This window comes from Rhodopirellula sp. SH410, assembly GCF_055811895.1.
The window spans coordinates 5,620,550-5,641,952 of record NZ_CM147949.1; the positions used below are offsets into that span (position 1 = coordinate 5,620,550).

Below are 21,403 nucleotides of genomic sequence, written 5' to 3' on the forward strand. Positions count from 1 at the left end.
TTCGTTAGCGACAGCGAGACCATAAAACACGCCGAATCAAAGCTAGCCATCGTCGCCAGACGGTGGCATGGAAACGCTGGCGAAGGGTACGATTCGGTTGACTGATTCTTTGTCGCGCAGCACCAACAAACTGGTAAGTCATGCAACATATTGATTTAAAAACAGACGGATCGGTCGCATGGCTGATCATGGGACGCGCCGAAAAACGAGCTGCGCTGAACCCCCGGCTGATGCAGGACATTCGCGATGGGTTGGACGAAATCAACCAGGATCTGCGAGTGCGAACCGTTGTACTCAGTTCCCAGGGGCCGAGTTTTTGCAGCGGCGTTGATCTTTGTGTGCTGCGAGAAATCCGGAACCTGCCCGAGCAAGAACAATTGCAGCAGTGGTTGGAATATTGGCGGCAGCTCGCGGAGGTTTGCGAAATGCTGTTGCGGTTCCCCAAGCCGATCATCGCCGCCGTCGATGGTCCCGCGATCGGGGCGGGCTTTGCGCTGACGCTCGCCTGTGATTTGATCGTGGCTTCGGAGCGGGCGAGTTTTTCAGCCGGTGCCGTACAGCGTGGTCTGGTGGGTGGTATCACCGCTGCATTGCTCTCCTTTCGACTTGGCACCGCTCTGGCAGCACGCATGAGTTTGACCGGGCGACCGCTCTCGGCATTCGACGCGGAGCGGGCTGGGCTGCTGTGCCAATCCCCCACACCGGCCGATCAGATCGACGAAACCGCGACGTATTGGGCCAATCAAACCGCCCGCGGTTTTCCGCACGCGATTCGGGCGACCAAGCGGTTGATTAATGAGAGCATTGGTGAGACGATGCTAACCCAACTCGCTGCCGCGGCCGCTGATTGTGCCACGGCATGTACGACCGAAGCAGCGGGTGAGGGCATTGAAGCATTCATCAATAAGTCAAAAAGCTAATGCTAGGTATCGAACTATCTTGGCGGCAATCTGCCGTGGTCGCGGGACTCTTGAGCGCGGTCGTTCTCAGCGGATGTACGCCGACGAGCGAGGGTGAAGTGGCCGTGTACTCACGCTTGGATGAAGAGTATGCCTATCCGATCCTGGATGCCTATGAGCGTTCGGTCGACTATGAGACCAGCGTGGTCGCAGATTTCGATTTCACTTCGAACAGCGGCTCGGTGGAAAATGAAAGGGGTGCGGTCACCAACAGCGCTCCGACCGATGGATTGTTCCAACTGATCCTAGCCGAGAAAAAATCGCCACAGTGTGACGTCTTTTGGGATAATGAAATCCTGCAGACGGTGAGGTTGCAAAAGCTTGGATTGCTGCAACCCCATGACTGGCAGGTCCCCGCGGATTGGCCTTCCGGTTCGATTGCATCGGACGGGACATGGTGCGGATTTGCCGCCATCGCTCGGGTGTTGTTGATCAACACGGACTTGCTCGACGACCCCGCAAAATATCCACAGACGGTGTTGGAGCTGAGCGACCCGAAATGGAAAGACCAGTGTGCGATGTCGCAGCCGGCGTCCGGTTCCACCGCGACGCACTGGGCCGTGCTGCGTGAACGCCTTGGACGCGACGCCACCCTCGATCAACTCGGCGCCATTGCTGAAAACGCTTTGATTCTGCCCAGCAACCAGCAGGTCGCGCGAGCCGTTTCAGCGGGCCGCGTCGCGTGGGGACTGACCGACTCCAGCAACGTGATGATTGAGGAGGAACTTGGCTATCCCGTTGCTGTCGTGTTCCCCGACCAAAAACCCTCGCAACCAGGCACACTTCGCATCCCCAACACGCTCGCAATCCTGAAAGACGCTCCCGACCCGGTCGCCGCCAGCCAGTTCGTCAACTACTTGATGACGCCTGCCATGGAGGATCGGTTGGCGATGGGCCCGACGAGTCAAATCCCGCTAAGCAAGCAGAGCAAATTCCCACCGGCGGTGCTGCCCGGTCATGCCGTACGCTGGATGCAAGTCGATTTTGAACAGGCCGCCGAAGGCTGGGATGAATGGGCCGCCGACGTGAACAAGATTTTCTCGGCCGGGGAATGAGTTAAGAGCAACGTCTCTGGGCGAACCGCGTCCGCATTCGAGACCGATCCTGCCGAGGCGGACAGCTGCCGACGGCCCCCCGAACGAGTAAACGTAAAAGTGCCCTGGCCAAAATCCAATGGCCAATATCGCCCGGCCCCAGTGACGGCGCCCGGCCCCAGTGACGGCGTTGGGTTGGACCTCGCCCACCCGCATGGGCGTTGAAGGGGCGCGAGTCGATGCCGAAGCCTGTCCGGTGGGACTGAGCGTCAACGCGGAGCTTCCCCGCGAAGCGATGGCAGGTAATCCCAGCGTTTTTCACGCGAATCACGGGGTGCCCGGAGGGAAACGTGGCCGATCGGGTGTCGCAGCTTCGCTCCCGCCCCAAGGAATTTTCGGGCGTGATTCCCGGCTGCGGGGTGGTCTTGATTCCAACTAGCTGACTTTCTCCCTTGTGGTGGTGGCCCTGGCATTGGTAGGTACGAACGGCTTAGGCAATCCAGACCAGCATTTTGCTTGGGAGAGTTGCCTCAGCGATGTTACTTTCCGCTCAAAAGGAACCGCTCGGCGATGTCCGATCTTGTTGCCACCGCTTCAGCACTGCACCGCACATGGGTTTTGACAGCCCTGTTGTGTCTCGTTAGCTCAACTGCAGTTGGGCAGATGGGGAGCGGTATGGGAGGCGGCATGGGAGGCGGAGGCGGTGCGCCCGCGCCAGCCGGTCCCACCAAACAAAAATGGGCGGATCATATCCACGCCCAAGCCGGCATGACCTTCCGACGCGAAACAGGTGACTCCATCGTGGGCGCCGTTCGCATTGTCGGCAACCGCAACGTCGCGACAGAGACGATCTACAAGGAACTGCAGACTCGCAAAGGGCGTTTCTACGATAGCGAAACAGTGCTTACCGACGTCCGCCACCTCAATGACATGGGTTCGTTTGATCAGGTTTCATTCGACGTCAAACCCGTCGATTCGGACTCGCCACTGCATGAATCCGAAGTCTTGCCACAAACTCCGGGCGAGGCGCAGACACCGAGTGTGATCGTGACGTTTCGCGTCCGTGAGCGACCGATGGTGACGAAGGTCGACTTCCACGGGAACCGCGGCTTGGATGATCGTGCACTCAATGGTCGCGTGGGGATTACCGTCGGCGACCCATTGAGCGAATTCTCCGTCGAATCAGGACGGCGTCGGTTGCTCGACTACTATCGGGAAGAGGGCTTCAATCAAGCGTCCATCTCCGCTGGAATTGCCAGAGCACAGAGCACCAGTGTTGGGGCGGTTAACATGGACGGCCTGCCACCCGGGAATGTGGTTTTTCGCATCAATGAAGGTCCACTCGAACGCATTACCGATATCCAAATTGAAGGCAGCACCATCGTCAGCGAAGCACGACTGAAAAAGATCATTCAGAGCCGTGGTCCGATGCTGGGTTTTTTGAGTTATATCGGCAACCAAGCTGATTTGAAAAAGATTGACTCGGACGTCGACCAGCTGTCGTCGTACTACCACACACTCGGCTACCTCACCGCCACGGTCGGACGTCGATTCGACTACGACGAAAGTGGCAAGTGGATGACATTGGTGTTCGTTGTCCATGAAGGCCCGCGATTCACGATCGGTGACATCCAAATCATCGGCAACCAATACATTACCGAAGAGTCGCTACGGGCGAGACTCTCGCTACACGCTGGGGATATGTTCGACGGCACGGTCCTACGCCGTGATGTTGGCGAACTCGTCTATGGATACGGCGAACTCGGTTTCATCTACGCCGAAGTCAAACCGAAAACGATCATGCGTGACGAGAATGGAGTAGCGGATCTTGTGTATGAAATCACCGAGGGTGATCGTTGGAAGATCGGCCGGATTCTTGTCAACATTGACGGGGAGCCCCACCTGATGCGTGAGACCACCATGCTGAATCTTCTCGATATGCGTGAGGGTGACTTTATCGACCGGCGGATGCTGGAGATGAGCCGTCGTCGGCTCGAACACAGTCAATTGCTCGAAACGAACCCCGCGATCGCAGAAGCACCGGATATTAAAGTTGTGCCAAGAGAGGATTTGCTGCGATGATCCACGCCATGACCTCCTTCACTAAGACAAGCATCGTGAAATGCACCGCCATCAGCTTTGCCGTGGGCCTCGGTATCGCGACAGATCTGTTCGCGCCTGCCAACGTGCTTGCTCAACAGCCCTACACGCCGCCCTCGGCGTATTCTGTGCCGCCATCGACAACGCCCTACAACGGCCAACCCTACAGTGGGCAGCCGTACAGCGCGCAGCAGTACAACGGGCAAGTCAATACCGCTCCATCGAACAGCGTTCCTTCCAACGGCGTTCAACCCTACGGCAATACCGGCTATAGCAACCCCGGTGCAGCGACACCTCCGAGTCTCTCTGGACCTGGCTATGGTGGGTCTCCCTACGGCAGCGCGACGGCCGCTCAGCCGCCGGTTAACCCCAATACATATGGCGGCAACACGTACACGCCTCCGCCAGAATTGCCGCCCACGTTCTCCTCGCCGCCTTCATCGTTCGGTACCGTTGCCCCCTATCCTCCCTTGGTGACGGGACCGGAGGTTCGGGAGGCGGATCTGATTATCCAAGGATACCCTGCACGTACGGGCCGAGTCATGTTCGGGGGTGCCGTCAATAGTAGTGCGGGTGTCACCGGTCAGGTCACAATCGACGAGCGAAACTTTGATATCTCGCGATGGCCCACTTCGTTTCAAGATTTATTCAGTGGCACGGCTTTCCGCGGAGCGGGCCAAACGTTCCGGCTCGAAGCTGTCCCGGGCAGCCAATACCAACGATACACGGTTCAGTTCGCTGATCCGAACTTACTCGGCTATATGCCGATCAGCATGTCGGTGAGCGGGTTCTACTATGACCGGCGATTCAATAATTGGGACGAAGGGCGTTTGGGCGGCAAGTTGTCATTTGGATATCGAGTCACGCCTGACCTTTCGCTCTCAGCGGGCGTAACGGCCCAGAACGTAAATATCTCCAATGCGAGCGATCCCACCCTGCCGCAGTTGGCCGAAGTACTCGGTGACAATGCGATGTACAGCGGTTTGATGTCACTCATTCACGACACCCGCAACAGCCCGCTGCTCCCCAGCGAGGGGCACTACATCAGTGCGAGCTATGAGCAGGCGTTTGGTGCTTTCGACTTTGGCAAATTTGAAGGTGAATACCGCAAGTATTGGAAGCTGCGAGAGCGAGCCGATGGCTCGGGACAGCAAATCTTAAAATTCATCACGCAGGTTGGCTTCAGCGGCAGCGATACGCCCATCTTCGATAACTTTTTCGCGGGTGGTTACGCAACCCTACGCGGATTCCGCTTTCGGGGGGCATCGCCAGCGGTCCCCAGTGCGAACGGACTCGTTCAAGTTGGGGGGCGATTCCAATGGCTCAATTCCGTTGAGTACATGTTCCCGCTGACCGCGGACGATGCGTTTCGCGCAGTCACGTTTGTTGACTTCGGAACCGTTGAGCAAGACATTGCGATCCATGAGGACAACTTTCGCGTCGCCCCCGGTTTTGGGCTACGTGTGGCGATCCCCATGTTGGGACCAGCCCCCCTCGCATTCGACTTTGCGTTCCCCGTCATGAAGTCGCAGTACGACGACGAACAAGTGTTTAGCTTCTATATGAGTGCCGCCCGTTAAGAACCGCAACAAAAAGGGGCTGAATCTTTCGGACAGCGTAGCTACAATGCAAATTCCCTGGTGAATTTCGTCCTTCCCGTCTAGTTCGGTTGCGCTCATGTTGGTTTCTCAGTGCCCGCGTTGTCATGAATCTGTCTGCGTGCCCGATGCACTCTTGGTTGGCGACGGTCAATCTCACGACTCAGCCGCGAAGGCTCAGTGCCCTTGGTGCCTAGAAACACTCGACGGTAGCGAGTTGCGAGCTATTCTCCCCCCCGCGTTGGTTCTCGTGGGAGAACAAGCGGTACTCAGCTCAGGGGCAAGCCCGGACGATGATTGGGCAGCCGATACGCAAAGTCTCTCGTCTTTGCCGATGGAGCATGCCGTTCCCGCTTCTCAAACGAAGAGCCACTTTCAAGACGCTGAGATCTCGCGGGAGGATCACGGGGCGTACGAACAGCCCGATGAAAGTGATGTATCCGGTTTCGATTCGGTGGAACTGGATCACTCCCACGAAGGCGACGACGGCGCGTTGGCCTTCCAACAGCCCAGTACTCTTCAACCCGGACCTGCCAGCACTCCCAATGCGGCTCCCCCCCAACGGGTCATCAAAATCAGTGTGCCGGGAAAATCCAGCGGGGGAGGCGACAAAGCGGCAGCCATGATGGATATCGACCCATCTCATAGTCGACGCCGCAGCAGAAAGAGATCGCCCCTCAAGACGATGCTCGGTGTTGTTCTGGGAGGTCTGCTCGCCCTGCCAATCGTCGGCCTCATTCTGCATTTTGCGACTGGGCAATATGTGCCCTACATCAGTGACTTTCTCCCCAGCGTAGGCAACGCGAGCACGCGGAACCGTGCCAGTGCTCCCATGCCTATCGACTATTCCCAACCGCAGTTTGCTGAGCAGCCCACGCTCACCGCCCCGGAAGGACAGCCCATCGGAGAAGACATCACCGGTGAAGACAACGTAAACGTGCAACCCAATCCAGCTGACACGGCGCTCCAAGCGATCACGGGCGAACTATCCACCAACACCGGCGCAGACACTGGAAACAGTGGCCTGCTCGATCCGGAGATGGCAGAGAACAACAACACGCTGCCCGACAACTTGATCGCTGAAGCCACACCGCCTGACGATGATTCTCTCAATGTCCTTGCACCTGAAACAGGTCTTCCTGGCAAGACGGAATCGGACCTTCGCATGCCCAATGCTGACGTGCCGGCCAGCGAGTTCGGTGGTAACCTCCCAGTGGACAATGCCTTGATCGACGTCGCCATGCCCGACACTGCGATTCCCAATCGCGAGATTCCCGAAAGCGCTCTACCCGAGAGCGACACGCCCGAACGCAACCTGTTTGACAACACGCTCCCAAGCGACGATGCGACCGATGGCCTTGGATCGGATAGCTTGGATCCCGACAACATGTTGCCCGGCAACACGACAACCGACCGCAAACCAGACTCGACGGAATTCGCAGGCAACGAATCCGAGGACGCCGCTGGCGGTGAGAGCACTGTCCCCCTCGAAAACACCCCCTTGGACGGTGACCCTCTCGTCGCGGATCCAGTCACCCCAGAGTCGACCACTCCCGAGGCGTCCGACATGAACACCATCGTGGAAACAGAGGACACCGTGGAGACAGAGGACTTGTTTGGTGACATGCCAGAGGCCCCCCTTTCAGAAGCAAGCGCCCCCGACACAGCGGAAGTCCCGGCTCCAGCATGGGATGTTGATACTGAAGTCGCCCAGATAACTGTTTCGCTCGATCAAATTAATAGTTTGGCCGCGGACGCTCCCCAACGCAGTGAAATGATTCAGCAGCTTTACGAGTCTCTGTCAGGGCTTGCGGGCAAGGTGCCAGCCGATTCGGCGGCGAAGCTGAGTCCATTACTCAATGAGATTGCATCCAACACAAGTCTGGTGATCGCGTTTGCCAAAGCCACTCCAGTTTGGGTCGGTCGCACGTCGGCAGATCGTGGCGGAGACGGTGTGGTCGTCGTGGGCAAGATGTCCGGTGACGCCACCAATGCAACGTTCACTCTCCTGAGCCGGCAAGAACTGCCCGTCACGCTGCCGCCGTCAACGACGTCGGTCCCAGCGGGTTTCCAAGTCGGACTGGGGCACATCATCGGTAGCGGCCCAGATGCGTCGCTCACCCTCGATTTGCTTGAGAGCGTAAAACAGTAGCAGAGATCCCGCTTAAATTCCAATCTTCCTGGTTCGTGGCCGGCCATGCGGTCGCCGACGGGCCAGCGACTTGGCCTGTCTCGCTCCGGTGCAGAGTAGTTCCTCAGTCGCGACCAGGCGGTTGGTGCCGGGCATGAATTCCTCAACCACGATGATCCCCCTCAACTCTGCAGAACTTGATACCGTTTCTGCCGGCAAATTCAGGGTACGCTTTGGTACCCACCCACGCACCATCATTGGACATGGGAGCGATACCTCGAAAATCTCCGGCGCACCCCTCCGTCAGATGTGCCCAATGCTCTCGCGCGATGCCCGTTTGAACGCACCGCTGGCTCGGTATGTCCCGCGAATCGCAAATGTGTAGCAGGAACGTCCAGCACGATTGTGCGCGACCTCTTTGATTGCGCCTCGAATAGTGGCATTTTGCCGAATGAGATAGGTCAACAGAGCGATAAATCATCTAAAATTGATTTGTGGGCTTGGAAATACTGCTACTTCTGCGCTTAATTCGTGTTAGATTGTTGGGTTACGCTTGGGTTGAACGCCGTTGTTTGACCTGACTGATCGCATGTCACGTTCTCGCACTGTTTCAGCGAGTGAGGTGCGGTCGGACGCTTCTGAAGTTCTGGGTGCAAGCTGTTTATTTCAATGAACTTGCTCGCGACTCGAGGACCCGCGGTGGATATCCGCTCCACAGACGATATCCACCCCAGAGACACTGAGTCACACGTGGTTGGTCTACACCCTCAGCGCCCTGCTGAGATGACCAACCGGGCTCGATTTTTTACTAGTGCATCTTCCTGTGTTTTCATTGAGGAATTTAGATGAAACGAAACTCACCGAAACCTGCTTTTGGTTTCACGCTCGTTGAATTGTTAGTGGTGATTGCGATCATTGGCGTCTTGGTTGGACTGTTACTTCCAGCAGTCCAGGCGGCGAGAGAAGCTGCCCGACGTATGCAGTGCTCCAACAACATGAAGCAACTTGGGCTGGCGATTCACAACTACCACAGTGCCTATGATCAGCTTCCCGCTGCGGCCACCCATTACCATGGCTACGCCAGCGATGCGAATTACCCGAACGTCAGTGCGGCGATTTTCTTGATGCCGTACATGGAAATGAACGCCCTGTACGACGCATTTTCAACGGACGCCAAAACCTCCGCTGGTGGTACCTCGCCGTGGGGTTCCCCCTCGTTGCGAGCGGCTGGACCTCAAGCGGCGTTCATCTGCCCCTCGGCGGCGGGAGGAGAATCGCCCCAGTACAACAACATTTCCAAATGTCTGTACGTCTTCAGTGTGGGTGACGCCATGTGGCACAACATGCGAACCGATGCACAGGAAGCGAGCAGCAACGCAAAAATCGATTCACGCAGCATGTGGGTCAATGGCCTCGGCACAAGCATGCGAGCGTCACGACGAGCCTTTCGCGATGCACTTGATGGGCTGAGCGGCACCATCGCGATGAGCGAAGTCACCGGAGCACCTCGAGATCAAGAACTCGTACGCGGCGACGTGGCTTCCTTCAATGGAATGTACAACGGCTCGACGGCCCTGCCGGGGCCCTGTTTGACCGTACCGATGACTGCAGATCGACTGTCGTATGTCACCGGTGCCGATTGCTGGCGTGGTTTGATCCTCGGTGACGGTCGGACCGTCAACAATCGCTTCACAACGACTCTGTCACCTAATTCGCCATCGTGCGCCTATGGTGGAGGAAACAACAGCTGGGGCACGTATGCACCGACCAGCCACCACCAAGGTGGCGTGCAAACACTCATGTTTGATGGCTCCGTTCGCTTTGTAACCGATTCGATCGATTCCGGAGACTTGAACGCCGTTCAGGTCAAAGTGGGCAAGAGCCCTTACGGCGTTTGGGGAGCGATGGGATCACCGCAAGGCAGCGAAGTCGTCTCGCTCGATTGATGTCGATTTAACGATATCGATTCGCGGTGGCGACCGAGAGGACCTCTGTCCATCTCGGACCTTCGCCGGACTGATATCGCCATGAAAATCTCTTGTGAGGGCTGGTTTCGACTGGCCCTCACTACTTTAAAATCTCAATACACGAACTCTCAATTGTTATCAGCGAAAATGAAGTTTTCTCAAATTGGCGGTGCTTTACTGGCCGGCCTATGCCTGACGCTCGTCGGTTGTTCAGGTGAAGAACGCCCCGCTGGGTTACCGGATTTGCAGCCCGTTAAAATTAAAATTGTTCAAGGCGGCACACCACTGGATGGAGCGAGCGTTCAGCTCATTCCGCAAGACGTGTCGAATAAGTGGGTCAGTGGCGGATCGACTGACGCGATGGGGGAAGTCATCATCATGACCCACGGTAAATACGAGGGAGCTCCCGTCGGGAAGTACAAAGTAACCGTTGACAAGATCACTACCGATGGCCCCGCCGTCGCCGTGGATGATCCCGATGGTGCCCCCCCGGCAACTTCCTACCGGCTCGTCGACGCGAAATTCAATTCGGCGGATTCAACGACCGCAGAAATTACTGTTGCGGAAGGCGCGCCAAGCGAGGAAACCATTGATGTGGGGCAGGCTGTTAAGAAAGAGCTACCGAAACTTTAGGGTTCCCCCCCCAGAGATAACCTTTCTCGAGCGTCAGCCAAGTGCCAGACGCTCTATCGTGAGTGCCGAACTCCGCTTGCACATCCAGCCTTTGATTTCGTAAGACGACTTCAAAGGCTAGCTGACGCATGACCGAGTATTTCACCACATCCGCTCCAACGAAGGTAACCGCTTCTATTTTATGCGGTTGGCTGGTTGTTGCTGCAATGATCTTCTCGGCGCCCACGGCCCACGCTCAGCTGCCGACGGGTTTAACGAAGTCTCGGTGGGCGATGGACGATCCTGAGTACGCGGAGAAATACGCACACGGGGCGGCGAAAACCGACATTGCGGGCAAGCTGAAACAAGCCAATGATGCCCGCTTTATCGACCACCATTCGGGGTATTACCTGTCCGCTGGGCTAACGGCGATTGGAAAATCAGCCAATCCGCTGGCAAGCCTGGAAGGCGGCTATACGGGCTACGGTACCTCGTTCATGACCAGTCGCGTGGGACTGATCGCGGCCGCGAACCAGGACGACTATTTCCTCGGCGGTGAGCTCGGAATGCGATTTCAATCGCCCACTCGTCTGGCCCCCTTCATCGGGGCGGGACTGTTCACGGGCGCATCGAGCGGCAGCGAACCGGCCGAGCATGACAACATCGACAATGATGACGATGGTCGAACCGACGAGCGGAATGAGACAAAACAAACGTTCGATGGTGCGTTGTCGGCAATCTATCCTGAAACGGGTGTCCACTTCTGGTGGACGCCGCGCATTCGACTGACAGGATTTGGACGCTATCTGATCACGACCGACGGCCGGGCCAATGATGCCTGGTACTATGGATTTTCCATCGCATTCTTGTCGAAGTAGCGCTCGCTCCTGCGAACCATCTCGCATTGGGCATGGAGTGAAAATTACTGTCGCAGCATGGCACGGTATCTGCGGTGATAGAAATCCAGTAAGTCGACTCGCCTTCGAATCGACTTATCCTTCGTCCTCTCACCTCCAGACCAAAGCGCGGACTCACTCATGAAATCGATGCGATCCAATGCAAATCGTCAACGCGCCGACACCGAGAACGACACGCCGGGTTTTATCAAACTCGCGTTGGCCGTCTTCATGATCAACATTTTCGTAGTGTTGCTGCTTCTGTTCGGACTCTTAGCCGGTTGGTTTGGGATCAGTGGCGACCGGATGTCCGACGGGACCTACCGACTCGGATTGGTATTCGACGCCCAGGAAGTGGGCGACGACATCGGCAAGACGATGAATGCCGCCAGCAACCTGACCGAGACGGCAAAGTCCGCCACGGCCTTGGAAACCTACGATGGAAAAATAGACGCAATCGATTTGGCGGCTAATCAGATCGTCCTGACGAGTGAAGGCACCGACTACGAGGTGCGATTTACCGATGCGACGGAGTTCGATGGCGACATCGTCCATGACATTAGCGACCTCCAGGTCGGTGACCCCGTGCGGCTGACGGTCCAAGAAAAGGAGGAGCAGTTGTTCGCCGTGAAGGTGAAGGAAGATCCCTCAGCGATGCCCAAGAAATAACGAGTGCTTTCATCAATCATTTTCACCCCATCGAGGTCTAGAACGTGCAGGTATTAGCGTCCAAATGTCCGTACTGCGGCCATACCGTCGAGACCACCGTTGACCATCTCGAAGAACGGATCGTCTGTCCATCGTGCCACAAGCCCTTCGAAATGGAGGTCCCTAGGGTTCCTGTCACATCGGTTCGTGAGATTGATGTTGACCGCGACAGGATTTCCTCCGAGCTGGCGTCCGAACAGGGCGAGCAAACTCTGCTGAAAGTCCACCCCGTCATCTTTCGGCGGCGCCCCGTGGGCACTTTGATCATCGTGTTGGTATGGGCCGCGGCGGGATTCCTTTTTGTGCAATCTCGAGGCGATGAGCAATCCGCCGCAATGGGATGGGTGGCCCTTGGGATGATTGCCTGTTCGCTGCTGGTGATCATGTATTGGTATGTACTGAGCGTCGCGACAACCTTGACGATCACCGATAGCCGGACCATTTTCAGGCAGGGAATCATCCGGCGAGACACCTCGGAAGTTCAGCATGATGACGTGCGAAATATCCAGATCGAGCAGAAATTCGCGCAGCGTTTGGTCGGCGTCGGTGATGTCGGGATTTCGAGTTCCGGACAAGATGATCTGGAGATTGTCGCGGTGGCATTACCGGATCCGTCGGGAATAGTGGACTTGATCCGCCAAAATCAGGACTAAATCTGCGGTGCCATGGGCAGCAAGATTCGCTATAGTCCACAGAATCTCTTGCACTGACCTGTTTGCCCAATCTACCAAGGACCCGGTATTGCCATGTCTCGCCCAATCTCATTTGCTGTCATTTTCATTACCTCGGCCTGTGTTTTTTCCACGGCCTCACTCTCAGCGCAGCAACCGCCGCCGATAATGGCTCCACAGCAAGCGTTGATGAGCGGCCCGACGTCCACGGAAGCCGGAGTCGTTAACGAAGCAGCGGTCGTGCTCCAAGAGTTGACGGCCGACACCACCACGACGGGCATCCCCAAGAATCTGCTCGCTTCTGCCGAAGCGATCGCGATTGTGCCCCATTTCATTCGGGGCGCGTTTGTCGTCGGTTTTAGCGGCGGGCACGGCGTGCTGGTTCAGCGGGATGCGAATCGGCAGTGGCGTGCGCCTGAATTCATCAACATGTTTGGTGGCAGTTTTGGTTGGCAAGCCGGTGTGCAAGCGACCGATCTGGTGCTGGTATTCCGTTCAGCCCGGAGCTTGCAAAACATCCAGCGGGGCAAGATCACGCTCGGTGTCGACGCCTCTGCGGCCGCTGGCCCAATCGGTCGCACCGCGGGTGCCGCGACCGATGGCAAGCTGCAAGCTGAGATTCTCACCTATTCCCGCGCCCGTGGCCTTTATGCGGGTGTGTCCCTGGGCGGCAGCAGCCTGCAGCTGGACATTCCTTCGACGCAGGCATACTACCAAATCACCCCGACCAATCCCGGTATCGTCCCCCCCTCAGCGATCGCTTTGGTCAACGAGCTGACATCGCTTTCCAGTCAAGTGGTCCCCGCACCCGTCGAATCGCTGCGGCCTGCTGAGGCAACCAATCCAATGTCACTGATTAATCCGGAGGAGCAAGCGGCATTGGACCAGCGATCACATACGATCAGTCAGATTGCGACGTCCATCGCCGCTTTACAGCAGAAAGTGGATGCGCAGTGGCAAGAATACCTTGTGCTTCCCGCCTCGTGGAAGGTTCCTGCGTCGGTCACCCCCAGCGAGATTCAGGCCGTCGTGGTTCGCTATGAACGTGTCGCATCGAATCCCCAATTCGCCGCACTGAGTAGCCAGCCTGAATTTGGCGAAGCCCTGCGGTTGCTCCGGCAACTGGCAACTGAGACCGCCGCACAGCGGCAACTCGCCCTGCCTCCCCCGCCCACTCAGTTCTAGCAGGTCGATCCACCCCATCGCTTAGAACATCGATGCCAGGGCATCGTTGAACTGGCCGCGGGTCAGTACGGTGGGGATGTTGTGCTCGCGAGCGGCCCGTATCCGCTCGATTTGGACGTGCGGTGCGTAGGCGATCACGCGCGCCTCGGGATAGTGCGTTTGGCAGAGCGGCATCAGTCCGTCGACGACCTTCGAACGCGTCGACAGGTCAACAATGACATGGCTGACCGGTTGCGGCAGATCGAGCGGCAGGTTTCCGGACAAACGGAACGTGAGCCCTGCCGCCGTTGCAGCAGCCTGCACGCGCGAGGCAAAAATAAGGTCACCGGTTAGAAAGACGACCAGGCCGGTGGGTGAAGGTGCGGAATCGGGAGTCGATGATGTCACGTTCGGTGAAGTCATGGGGTGGTTGATAGCGTATAGGAAGGGAAACGGGACAAAATCGGCGGTTAAGAAACGAGCGGAAAAGTAGTGACGGAATGCCTCTCGGTCGGAATACTCGACGGCGGAGCGTTCGACCAGAAATTCAGCCCATCATTTTTCGTTCGTTGCTCATCGGTTTGGGGGCATCAGGACTGCGGGCCTTGATTGCGAGCTCGTTCTTGACGAATCGCTTCACTGACGCGGCCCAAGATGGCTCGTTCCTCGTCGCTCAATGCCTCCCGCCCGTGCGTGTGCAATCGCTGCAGAATATCGTCGACACGAGCGGCATCACTGGCTTCCTCGCGTTCACGCTTCGCTGTTTCTAGCAGTTTGCGGGTTCGCGCCCGCTGTCGTCGCCCGGCCTGCCACCGGTGGAGCGTGGGGCGAATGCCGACGCGAGAATGCAGCACGCCGGTCTCGCCATTGGCGGCGAGGATTAATTGCGATGCGAGGAGGTCATCACCTCGCGCGGATACAAACAACCACAAGGCCAGCAGGGTCACGCCGCCCAACGCGGGCCATGCTCGGCCGCCTGACTGCGTACTGATTCCGCTGAGCTGGATCGCCAGAACACCGCTGACGAGAGTCGCCAGCGCCATGCCGACGAGCCACCACTGGACCCGTCGCACCGCGTGAATCGCTTTCCTGCGATCGCCCGCGGCAAGGTCGGGCGGACGTGTGAACAATCCGATGACGGCCGACCATCCCACCCGCCCGAGCGATTGTGGCAGTGGCAGCAACTGCCAAAAACCTTGCAAGCAAAAGATCCAACTCGCCGCGATCCAGGGCCGATCGACGGCGGCGATCAAGGCCTGATCCGATTCCATGTCCATTTCCGGACTTCGGACCAGATCCCCGAGTAGACATCCCAAGCACGCGATGCCGACGGACAGCAGCATGAGTGACCATAACGCCAGCACGCGGCTGGCACCGCCGAACGCCTCGAGCAAACGAGGGCGACTGCGAAGATGCTGCAAATCCGGGATCGCTATCCAGACGCCACCGATCGTGAGAATGACGCTGTGCATGACAGAACCGTCGTCACCGAATATTTCCGGGATTCGGGCGTGCTTTCTCGCCGGTACTGGAATCGCAAACAACGCCTGCGTCACCACGACTTGAATGGCCAGACCTGCCAACCAGACCCCTGCCAAATATCCCCAGGCGGGAGGATCCGCACTGCCGGTGCCGCCGATCATCGACGGCATGACCGAGAGCAGCAGAACCGACAGTAATCCCAGCGGCAAGGACAACGCGACCGACCAGTGCAACGAACCGATCGAGCAGAACCACCATCGCACGCTGCGACCAAAGCTGGCCGCAGCGAGAGAGCTAGACAACGGATCGCGACGCATGACTCGTCCGCCCGGAGTCGGCGATGGGGGATTCACAGGATGCTACAGAATTTCGAGCAATTCAACTTCGAAAACCAGCACTTCGTTGGGGCCAATTTTAGGCTGCGAACCACGTTCCCCATATGCCATTTCTGGCGGGATGTAGAGCATCCACTTGGAGCCGACCTTCATTTTCTGAAGCGCCAATTGCCATCCTTGGATGACACCATTGACGGGGAACTCGGCGGGTTCGCCCCGCTGGACGCTGCTGTCAAAGACTTCGCCGTTGGTCAGTTTGCCGGTGTAGTGAACGCGAACGACATCGGTTGGTGTCGGCGAACCGCCCTCACCTTCTGTGAGCACTTTGTATTGGACGCCTTTGTCCAGTTCCTTAACGCCTTCGGCTTTAGCATTCTGTGCCATCCACGCTTTGCTGGCTACCAGGTTTTTGGCAGCGGCTTCGCGGACTTCCGCATTCTTAGCCGCTTGTCGCTTCTGCAACATGGCCTGGATCTTGCCTTGAGCCTCGGCGAGCTGCTCGTCCGTCAGGGCAGGATCTTTGCCCGAGAGTGCATCGCCCAAACCCTGCTCTAATCCAGGGTTCGTGAAGTCAGTACTTTGGAAACCCTGTTGGGACAACGATTGCCCCACCGAGTAGCCGAGGAAGTATCCGACGGGGTCGTTGACGGGCGCAGGTGTGTCTTGTCCGTGTAGCGGCGTCGTCATGGCCAACGTTGTTAAAAGAGAGAGGGATAGTAGCGTCTGTCGCATAATTGAAGCGTCTTCGTGGTAGGAAGGAGGTGGGGCGATGGAAATTCAAGCGTATTTCCGGTGGGTCGCCAATCACCGCGTAACGAGCCACCCTGGAGCGGGCAAGTCGTGTCACAGCGTCTGGTCGCGGGGAGCATAGAATACCACGACCAGAGCACCGTAGCTACCATCGCCAGACGGTGGCCCAGAGCACCGTAGCTACCGTCGCCAGACGGTGGCCCAGAGCACCGTAGCTACCGTCGCCAGACGGTGGACAGTACCGCGAAAACGCAATCAACTCGCCCAAGCTCTGGCATGCCTCACGACAACCATCGTTCTCGCTTGACGCCGAGCAAACGGCGCTGATTCAGCCGATCGTTTCCAGCTGGCAGTCCTCCAGTTTCACGCTGACCCCCTGTTCCATGAAGCGGACTGCGACCAGCAATCGGGTCTCGTTCTCGCGGCGAAGCACAGTGCCTTCGTAGCCCTGGAACACACCGTTGCGAACACGAACCTGCGTGCCGGGTTGCAAGCGGCTTTCCACCGTCAACGGGATGCCGAGCTCGATCAACGCCCGAATCTGTTTCAAGTCATCGAGCAACTGTTCGACTTCGTGAATCTCAGCAGCTTTCAGAACACATCCCGTGCAGATCGCCGCGTGCCGCTCCTCCTCGCCACCGCGTAGAAACACGTAGGTCGAAAACAGTGGCACATAAGAGGTTCGTATCCGGCCTGCTGGCGAGCGAGTCCGATTGAGAATCATGGGGCCGTAATGCCCAACCTCAGCGTCACGAAGCCGGCGCATCACCATCTTTTCCTGACGTGTCCGCGTGTAGAGCAACCACCACGGTGACTGAAGCGATTCGGGTTGGCCCAACAAATCGTCGGGAAAGCAATCAGGCTCGGGAGGTAGAATAGGCATTTTCGAAAGCTGCTAGCGGTTTGCTGCTAGCTTCTAGCTCGGGGGGGGAAAAGTCGGCGGTGATCGCACTGATCCTACCGCCCGACAGGCCTCCAGCCAACCAGGTGAAAGCCAGGAGGGAGTGGTTCGTCCAACCTTGGGCGTTGGTGAGCCGCATCTTCGATGTTGAGGGAACACGGGTAGCAAAACGCCCGCGGCGAGCAGTTATCGGTCCGGGTAGTCCAGCAGACTGATGGGACTGTCGGCTGCGGCGATCTCCCAGAGTCGTCGGTAGGCGCGGCTGACTCGGTCGGTTTGCGTGGCGACGAAGCTCGCGTCGAGACCGCGTTTATCGAACGCGTCGCTCACTTCGACGGGTGGAAACCGTTCATCGACGATGTACTGCGTGAGCACTGGGTTGCATCGCAAATGACGTTCGGGCGTCAGGTGCAATTTCTCCGCATCGAGTTGGCCGAGGACGTATCGCAAGTAGAGATCGCTGTCGACAATCGACGAGACTTCCGCACCGCATACTTCGCAGAGATATCCCTGGTCACACTTTGCCATCACCATTCCTTCACGATCGTTTTCAGCCTGCTCGGATTCTCCAACCACTATAACCGCTCAGACGGCGGTGACTTCAACGGTCAACCGTTCTTAACGGACATCTCTTGCTTTGACTCGCTAGATCCATGAGGTATTTTTCGGCAAGCGAGGTTGTCGCCCATGGAACCTTATGGAGATCGATATGAAAAAATGGATGGAGAGTGTCGTGGTCTTCCTGAAAGAGGAAGACGGTCCCACGGCGGTAGAATACGCTGTCATGCTAGCGTTGATCGGTGCGACGTGCCTGGCCGTCCTGCAAGGCGTCGATACGGACACCGTGAGCGAAGTTAACGACACCACAACGAGCATGGGTGGTTAAGGATGACCACTCTAATGGAGGGGATCGCCGAAAACTGGGCAATCTGGTTGGTCACCGTCGTTTTGATTTTGGCCGCCGTGATTGACGGGCTGATTCTGAAGGTCCCCAACTGGCTGACGTTTCCGTTTGTGATCAGTGGCTGGCTGCACTGCACATACCAAGACGGTATGGCCGGACTGGGCTGCAGTCTACTGGCCACGTTTGTCAGCATGATGTTGCTGCTGCCGCTGCGCAACGTCGGTGGCATGGGCGCCGGAGACGTCAAACTCCTCGCCGGGATCGGTGCATGGTGTGGGCTGATCGTTACGCTCAAAGCGTTTATCGCGACCGCCATCGTCGGCGGGGTCATGGCGATGGGCATGATTTGGATGAGCGGCGATTGGATCCGGCACTATGCCCAAGCGCTGACGATCTTGAATGAATGGAAAACCGTGCGTCGGCCCGAGAAACTTGCCGCAATGGCGCGTCAACGAAAACCCACGATGCTGCTATTGCCCTACGGTATCCCAATGGCCATCGGGACCATTGTGTACTTTGGATACGCCGACATGCTGCTGTAAACATAAACGGATTAAGACGATTCTTTCGAGAATTGCTTGTCGGTTCGAGCGGACTGGGGCCGCGTTCCGATGATGACTCAGAGACGACCGCAGAGATGCGTCCGCGTGTGGACGACAGCGGCACCGGTTCACTTCGGTTACCCCGAGTAAATTCTGTCATGAGCAATAAGACCGTTCCGCTTCTCATCGCTAGCGTGGGCGGCGTCCTTGCCGCAATCGGCTTAACCCTTGGGGTGCAGTCATCATCAGGGGACGCCGCGAGCGTCGCCAGCGTCGAAATTTTCGTATCCGTCAGAACGATCGACGTTGCCGAGGCAATCACACCGGACAAAGTTCGTCTGGAGAAATGGCCCATCGACCGGGTACCCAAGGGTGCCGGCGGCAATCTCGCATCATTTGAAGGTAAGTTCGCGAGGCAGCGCATCTACGACGGCGAACCCATCATGAGTGTTAAGTTAATGGATGAGGTCGCTGATTCAGCTGAGCTGATCCCGCATCATTATCGGGTCGTTTCGATCACATCGAATACCAACCGTGATGCCACCAGTCAGATCCGTCGCGGCGATTTCGTGGACGTGGTCGCCTATTTCACCAAGGGCGATCGATTTCCCGAGCCAACCGCCAAGACCGTTTTGACTGGCGTCCGTGTGTTCGCGGTCGACGATGACATCCACCGTGAAAACGGTTTGATTGATATTGATGCGCGGGCAACACGCTCGATCTCGCTATTGATCCACCGCAATGACACGGCTGCATGGACCTGTGCGACTGAACTGGGCACGATCCGTTTGCCGCTGGCCAGCCCAACGGAAGTCAACGAACGCGCCGACGATCGGGTGCCCAGCCCAACGGCTAGCGAATTCTTAGCATGGTTGTCGGACCAGCAACCGGCGTACCGCGCAGGCGAAACGGAATTGCTGCAGACCGCGGCAACCTCCTCGCTGCCCACACTCGTTTCGGCTCCGCCGCCCGTCGCACTGCCGACTCCCGAGGAAGTCTCCACGCCAATCGCCATCCCGACGCCAATCGCTGCGGCCACCCAGGAAGCGAAAAAGGGTTTCAAGATGCTCAAGTTGTCAGGCGGCGTGCAGACGGAATACTGGATCGATGCAGGCACCGACGTTCCCGTGATGACGCACCAATCCAATCCAGACGACGCTTGGGAAACAGCCGTCCCCTTTTCGCAAAGGTTCTAGACTGGCCAAGCGATGAACCCACGTAGCTGCGTTCGCCAGAACGTGGCCCCACCGTCCGGCGACGGTGGCTACTCGATCCGACCGGCAAGGATGCCAACGATGCGAGCTCTTACTAAGACACGAAACCTTTCAACGTTCGTCGCGCTCGGCGTGATGATCGCTGTTGGATCACTCGCGCAGCCTGTGATTTCAGCGGCATCCGCTCAATCCGCGTCGCGGCTGACATCCATTGCCGCGAATCATCCGATTACCGAGGCGAGCGAGCGGATGGAGTTGACCGTCAGGTCCAGCCGCATTCTCAACTTGGGGAAGCGGATCCCGCGTTTTCAAGTCCACGACGAAGACGTGCTCGGTGCCACTCCGGTGAGCGACCAGCGGATCCAGATCTCGGCCAAGAAACCAGGCACGACCCAGGTCAACGTGTGGGATACTCAGGACAAACTCTACACGGTGGATGTGACCGTCGTCGCCGATGCCAGCCCCATTGACGACCTGCTGAACTCGCAGTTGCCGCTAGCGTCACTCAAGGTGACTCCGGTCAACGAAAGCGCAATCGTGTCGGGGTTCGTAACCCGTCCCAGCGATGCCGAATGCGCGATCGCCATTGTGGAGAAGTTTTACCCGACAGTCATCAATAACATTCACGTCTCTGGGCCCCCCCAAGTGCTCCTCCATACCAGAATCATGGAGGTCAGCCGTACAAAGCTACGGCAACTCGGACTGAACACACCTTGGTGCGACTCGGCTTCATCAACGGCACAGACGGGCCACTGCTTCCGCGTCAATGGTCCATTCCAAACGTTGATCCAAGCACTCGAGCAGCAAGACCTCGTGAAGGTATTGGCTTCGCCCACCGTCGTCGCCACCGACGGTCGGCACGCCCGTTTCGTCGTGGGAGGCCGCGTCCCCAATGTTTTAGCGGGCGATACTGGCCGATTGCATGTCGAGTATCAGGAGTACGGAACGCGCATCGATTTCCTGCCGACCGTGATCAGTTCGAATCGCATCCGTCTGGAGATTCGCCCAGAAATCAGTGAGCCCGACCCGAGTCGCGCGGTCCAAATCGGCTTCACCAATGTGTCGGCCTTCACGACTCGGTACGTCGAAACGGCGGTCGAGATGTACGCCGGTGAAACCATCTTGGTCGCGGGGCTGATGCAGTCACGAGATGTTTCCGTCCTCAAACGCACGCCCGTTCTGGGCGATGTTCCAGGCCTCGGCGCACTATTCCGCCACGTCCGATGTGAACACAACGAAATCGAATTGCTGATCACGATCACTCCCGAGCTCGTTGAGGCAACGGACGTTGAAATCACTCGCAGCATCGACGCTGACCGGGGCTGGGAAGACGCTCACGGGTACGCCCCCGCCAGTGCCCCGGACGAGGATGAAGGCATGATCTACCAAGACAACCTGAGGTAGTGGATCGTTCACGGGCTGTTGATGGAGTCAA

Annotated in this window: 20 protein-coding genes; 15 read left to right on the plus strand and 5 right to left on the minus strand. The window is 57.7% G+C overall.

Annotated features, from left to right (window positions below):
- Positions 1-140 precede the first annotated feature (140 nt).
- From SH410x_RS20445 to SH410x_RS20495, 11 genes are all read left to right on the plus strand, one after another.
- Positions 141-920, plus strand: a complete 780-nt coding sequence (locus SH410x_RS20445; RefSeq protein ID WP_473670355.1) for an enoyl-CoA hydratase/isomerase family protein — start codon at positions 141-143, stop codon at positions 918-920.
- The gene (locus SH410x_RS20450; protein WP_473670356.1) at positions 920-2,014 is read left to right on the plus strand and encodes an extracellular solute-binding protein; all 1,095 of its coding nucleotides are present in this window, start codon (positions 920-922) and stop codon (positions 2,012-2,014) included. Before SH410x_RS20445 ends, SH410x_RS20450 begins: the two co-directional genes overlap by 1 nt.
- Positions 2,015-2,563: 549 nt before the next feature.
- Complete coding sequence (locus SH410x_RS20455; RefSeq protein ID WP_473670357.1) at positions 2,564-4,075, plus strand: BamA/OMP85 family outer membrane protein; 1,512 nt, start codon at positions 2,564-2,566, stop codon at positions 4,073-4,075.
- A complete protein-coding gene (locus SH410x_RS20460; RefSeq protein ID WP_473670358.1) occupies positions 4,072-5,673 on the plus strand; it encodes a BamA/OMP85 family outer membrane protein in 1,602 nt (533 codons plus the stop codon). Before SH410x_RS20455 ends, SH410x_RS20460 begins: the two co-directional genes overlap by 4 nt.
- 139 nt (positions 5,674-5,812) lie before the next feature.
- The gene (locus SH410x_RS20465) at positions 5,813-7,843 is read left to right on the plus strand and encodes a hypothetical protein (RefSeq protein ID WP_473670359.1); all 2,031 of its coding nucleotides are present in this window, start codon (positions 5,813-5,815) and stop codon (positions 7,841-7,843) included.
- A gap of 824 nt (positions 7,844-8,667) precedes the next feature.
- Positions 8,668-9,768 (plus strand): DUF1559 family PulG-like putative transporter, encoded by a 1,101-nt coding sequence (locus SH410x_RS20470; protein ID WP_473670360.1) that lies wholly within the window; start codon positions 8,668-8,670, stop codon positions 9,766-9,768.
- A 168-nt stretch (positions 9,769-9,936) separates the two neighbouring features.
- Complete coding sequence (locus SH410x_RS20475) at positions 9,937-10,422, plus strand: carboxypeptidase regulatory-like domain-containing protein (RefSeq protein ID WP_473670361.1); 486 nt, start codon at positions 9,937-9,939, stop codon at positions 10,420-10,422.
- A gap of 128 nt (positions 10,423-10,550) precedes the next feature.
- A complete protein-coding gene (locus SH410x_RS20480; protein WP_473670362.1) occupies positions 10,551-11,279 on the plus strand; it encodes a hypothetical protein in 729 nt (242 codons plus the stop codon).
- A 159-nt stretch (positions 11,280-11,438) separates the two neighbouring features.
- Complete coding sequence (locus tag SH410x_RS20485; RefSeq protein ID WP_473670363.1) at positions 11,439-11,966, plus strand: hypothetical protein; 528 nt, start codon at positions 11,439-11,441, stop codon at positions 11,964-11,966.
- A 152-nt stretch (positions 11,967-12,118) separates the two neighbouring features.
- Positions 12,119-12,658: a PH domain-containing protein gene (locus SH410x_RS20490; RefSeq protein ID WP_473670364.1), complete on the plus strand. Its 540-nt coding sequence runs from the start codon at positions 12,119-12,121 to the stop codon at positions 12,656-12,658.
- 93 nt (positions 12,659-12,751) lie between these two features.
- Positions 12,752-13,861: a lipid-binding SYLF domain-containing protein gene (locus SH410x_RS20495; protein WP_473670365.1), complete on the plus strand. Its 1,110-nt coding sequence runs from the start codon at positions 12,752-12,754 to the stop codon at positions 13,859-13,861.
- Between the two features lie 21 nt (positions 13,862-13,882).
- On the opposite strand, the gene SH410x_RS20500 is transcribed toward SH410x_RS20495, so the two are convergent.
- The 5 genes from SH410x_RS20500 to SH410x_RS20520 all read right to left on the minus strand — a co-directional run bounded on the left by SH410x_RS20500 (position 13,883) and on the right by SH410x_RS20520 (position 17,836).
- Complete coding sequence (locus SH410x_RS20500) at positions 13,883-14,263, minus strand: histidine kinase (RefSeq protein WP_473670366.1); 381 nt, start codon at positions 14,261-14,263, stop codon at positions 13,883-13,885.
- A gap of 167 nt (positions 14,264-14,430) precedes the next feature.
- A complete protein-coding gene (locus SH410x_RS20505; RefSeq protein ID WP_473670367.1) occupies positions 14,431-15,639 on the minus strand; it encodes a hypothetical protein in 1,209 nt (402 codons plus the stop codon).
- Between the two features lie 42 nt (positions 15,640-15,681).
- A complete protein-coding gene (gene bamJ, locus SH410x_RS20510; RefSeq protein WP_473677364.1) occupies positions 15,682-16,344 on the minus strand; it encodes a BamJ family beta-barrel-assembly machinery protein in 663 nt (220 codons plus the stop codon).
- Between the two features lie 391 nt (positions 16,345-16,735).
- Positions 16,736-17,290, minus strand: a complete 555-nt coding sequence (nusG, locus tag SH410x_RS20515) for a transcription termination/antitermination protein NusG (protein ID WP_473670368.1) — start codon at positions 17,288-17,290, stop codon at positions 16,736-16,738.
- Positions 17,291-17,494: 204 nt separating this feature from the next.
- Positions 17,495-17,836, minus strand: coding sequence for a hypothetical protein (locus SH410x_RS20520; protein ID WP_473670369.1), 342 nt, complete (start codon positions 17,834-17,836; stop codon positions 17,495-17,497).
- A gap of 181 nt (positions 17,837-18,017) precedes the next feature.
- On the opposite strand from SH410x_RS20520, the gene SH410x_RS20525 reads away from it, so the two are divergent.
- The 4 genes from SH410x_RS20525 (at position 18,018) to SH410x_RS20540 (ending at position 21,372) form a co-directional block, all read left to right on the plus strand.
- Positions 18,018-18,194 (plus strand): Flp family type IVb pilin, encoded by a 177-nt coding sequence (locus tag SH410x_RS20525; protein WP_473670370.1) that lies wholly within the window; start codon positions 18,018-18,020, stop codon positions 18,192-18,194.
- Positions 18,195-18,196: 2 nt separating this feature from the next.
- A complete protein-coding gene (locus tag SH410x_RS20530; RefSeq protein WP_473670371.1) occupies positions 18,197-18,754 on the plus strand; it encodes an A24 family peptidase in 558 nt (185 codons plus the stop codon).
- Positions 18,755-18,912: 158 nt separating this feature from the next.
- A complete protein-coding gene (gene cpaB / locus SH410x_RS20535; protein ID WP_473670372.1) occupies positions 18,913-19,950 on the plus strand; it encodes a Flp pilus assembly protein CpaB in 1,038 nt (345 codons plus the stop codon).
- 99 nt (positions 19,951-20,049) lie between these two features.
- The gene (locus tag SH410x_RS20540) at positions 20,050-21,372 is read left to right on the plus strand and encodes a type II and III secretion system protein family protein (RefSeq protein WP_473670373.1); all 1,323 of its coding nucleotides are present in this window, start codon (positions 20,050-20,052) and stop codon (positions 21,370-21,372) included.
- The last annotated feature ends 31 nt before the right edge of the window (positions 21,373-21,403 follow it).

Coding starts and splice junctions, on each gene's coding strand:
- SH410x_RS20445 (WP_473670355.1), top strand. CDS start 141: ATGCAACATATTGATTTAAAAACAGACGGATCGGTCGCATGGCTGATC.
- SH410x_RS20450 (WP_473670356.1), top strand. CDS start 920: ATGCTAGGTATCGAACTATCTTGGCGGCAATCTGCCGTGGTCGCGGGA.
- SH410x_RS20455 (WP_473670357.1), top strand. CDS start 2,564: ATGTCCGATCTTGTTGCCACCGCTTCAGCACTGCACCGCACATGGGTT.
- SH410x_RS20460 (WP_473670358.1), top strand. CDS start 4,072: ATGATCCACGCCATGACCTCCTTCACTAAGACAAGCATCGTGAAATGC.
- SH410x_RS20470 (WP_473670360.1), top strand. CDS start 8,668: ATGAAACGAAACTCACCGAAACCTGCTTTTGGTTTCACGCTCGTTGAA.
- SH410x_RS20475 (WP_473670361.1), top strand. CDS start 9,937: ATGAAGTTTTCTCAAATTGGCGGTGCTTTACTGGCCGGCCTATGCCTG.
- SH410x_RS20480 (WP_473670362.1), top strand. CDS start 10,551: ATGACCGAGTATTTCACCACATCCGCTCCAACGAAGGTAACCGCTTCT.
- SH410x_RS20485 (WP_473670363.1), top strand. CDS start 11,439: ATGAAATCGATGCGATCCAATGCAAATCGTCAACGCGCCGACACCGAG.
- SH410x_RS20490 (WP_473670364.1), top strand. CDS start 12,119: ATGGAGGTCCCTAGGGTTCCTGTCACATCGGTTCGTGAGATTGATGTT.
- SH410x_RS20495 (WP_473670365.1), top strand. CDS start 12,752: ATGTCTCGCCCAATCTCATTTGCTGTCATTTTCATTACCTCGGCCTGT.
- SH410x_RS20500 (WP_473670366.1), bottom strand. CDS start 14,263: ATGACTTCACCGAACGTGACATCATCGACTCCCGATTCCGCACCTTCA.
- SH410x_RS20505 (WP_473670367.1), bottom strand. CDS start 15,639: ATGCGTCGCGATCCGTTGTCTAGCTCTCTCGCTGCGGCCAGCTTTGGT.
- bamJ (WP_473677364.1), bottom strand. CDS start 16,344: ATGACGACGCCGCTACACGGACAAGACACACCTGCGCCCGTCAACGAC.
- nusG (WP_473670368.1), bottom strand. CDS start 17,290: ATGCCTATTCTACCTCCCGAGCCTGATTGCTTTCCCGACGATTTGTTG.
- SH410x_RS20520 (WP_473670369.1), bottom strand. CDS start 17,836: ATGGCAAAGTGTGACCAGGGATATCTCTGCGAAGTATGCGGTGCGGAA.
- SH410x_RS20525 (WP_473670370.1), top strand. CDS start 18,018: ATGAAAAAATGGATGGAGAGTGTCGTGGTCTTCCTGAAAGAGGAAGAC.
- SH410x_RS20530 (WP_473670371.1), top strand. CDS start 18,197: ATGACCACTCTAATGGAGGGGATCGCCGAAAACTGGGCAATCTGGTTG.
- cpaB (WP_473670372.1), top strand. CDS start 18,913: ATGAGCAATAAGACCGTTCCGCTTCTCATCGCTAGCGTGGGCGGCGTC.
- SH410x_RS20540 (WP_473670373.1), top strand. CDS start 20,050: ATGCGAGCTCTTACTAAGACACGAAACCTTTCAACGTTCGTCGCGCTC.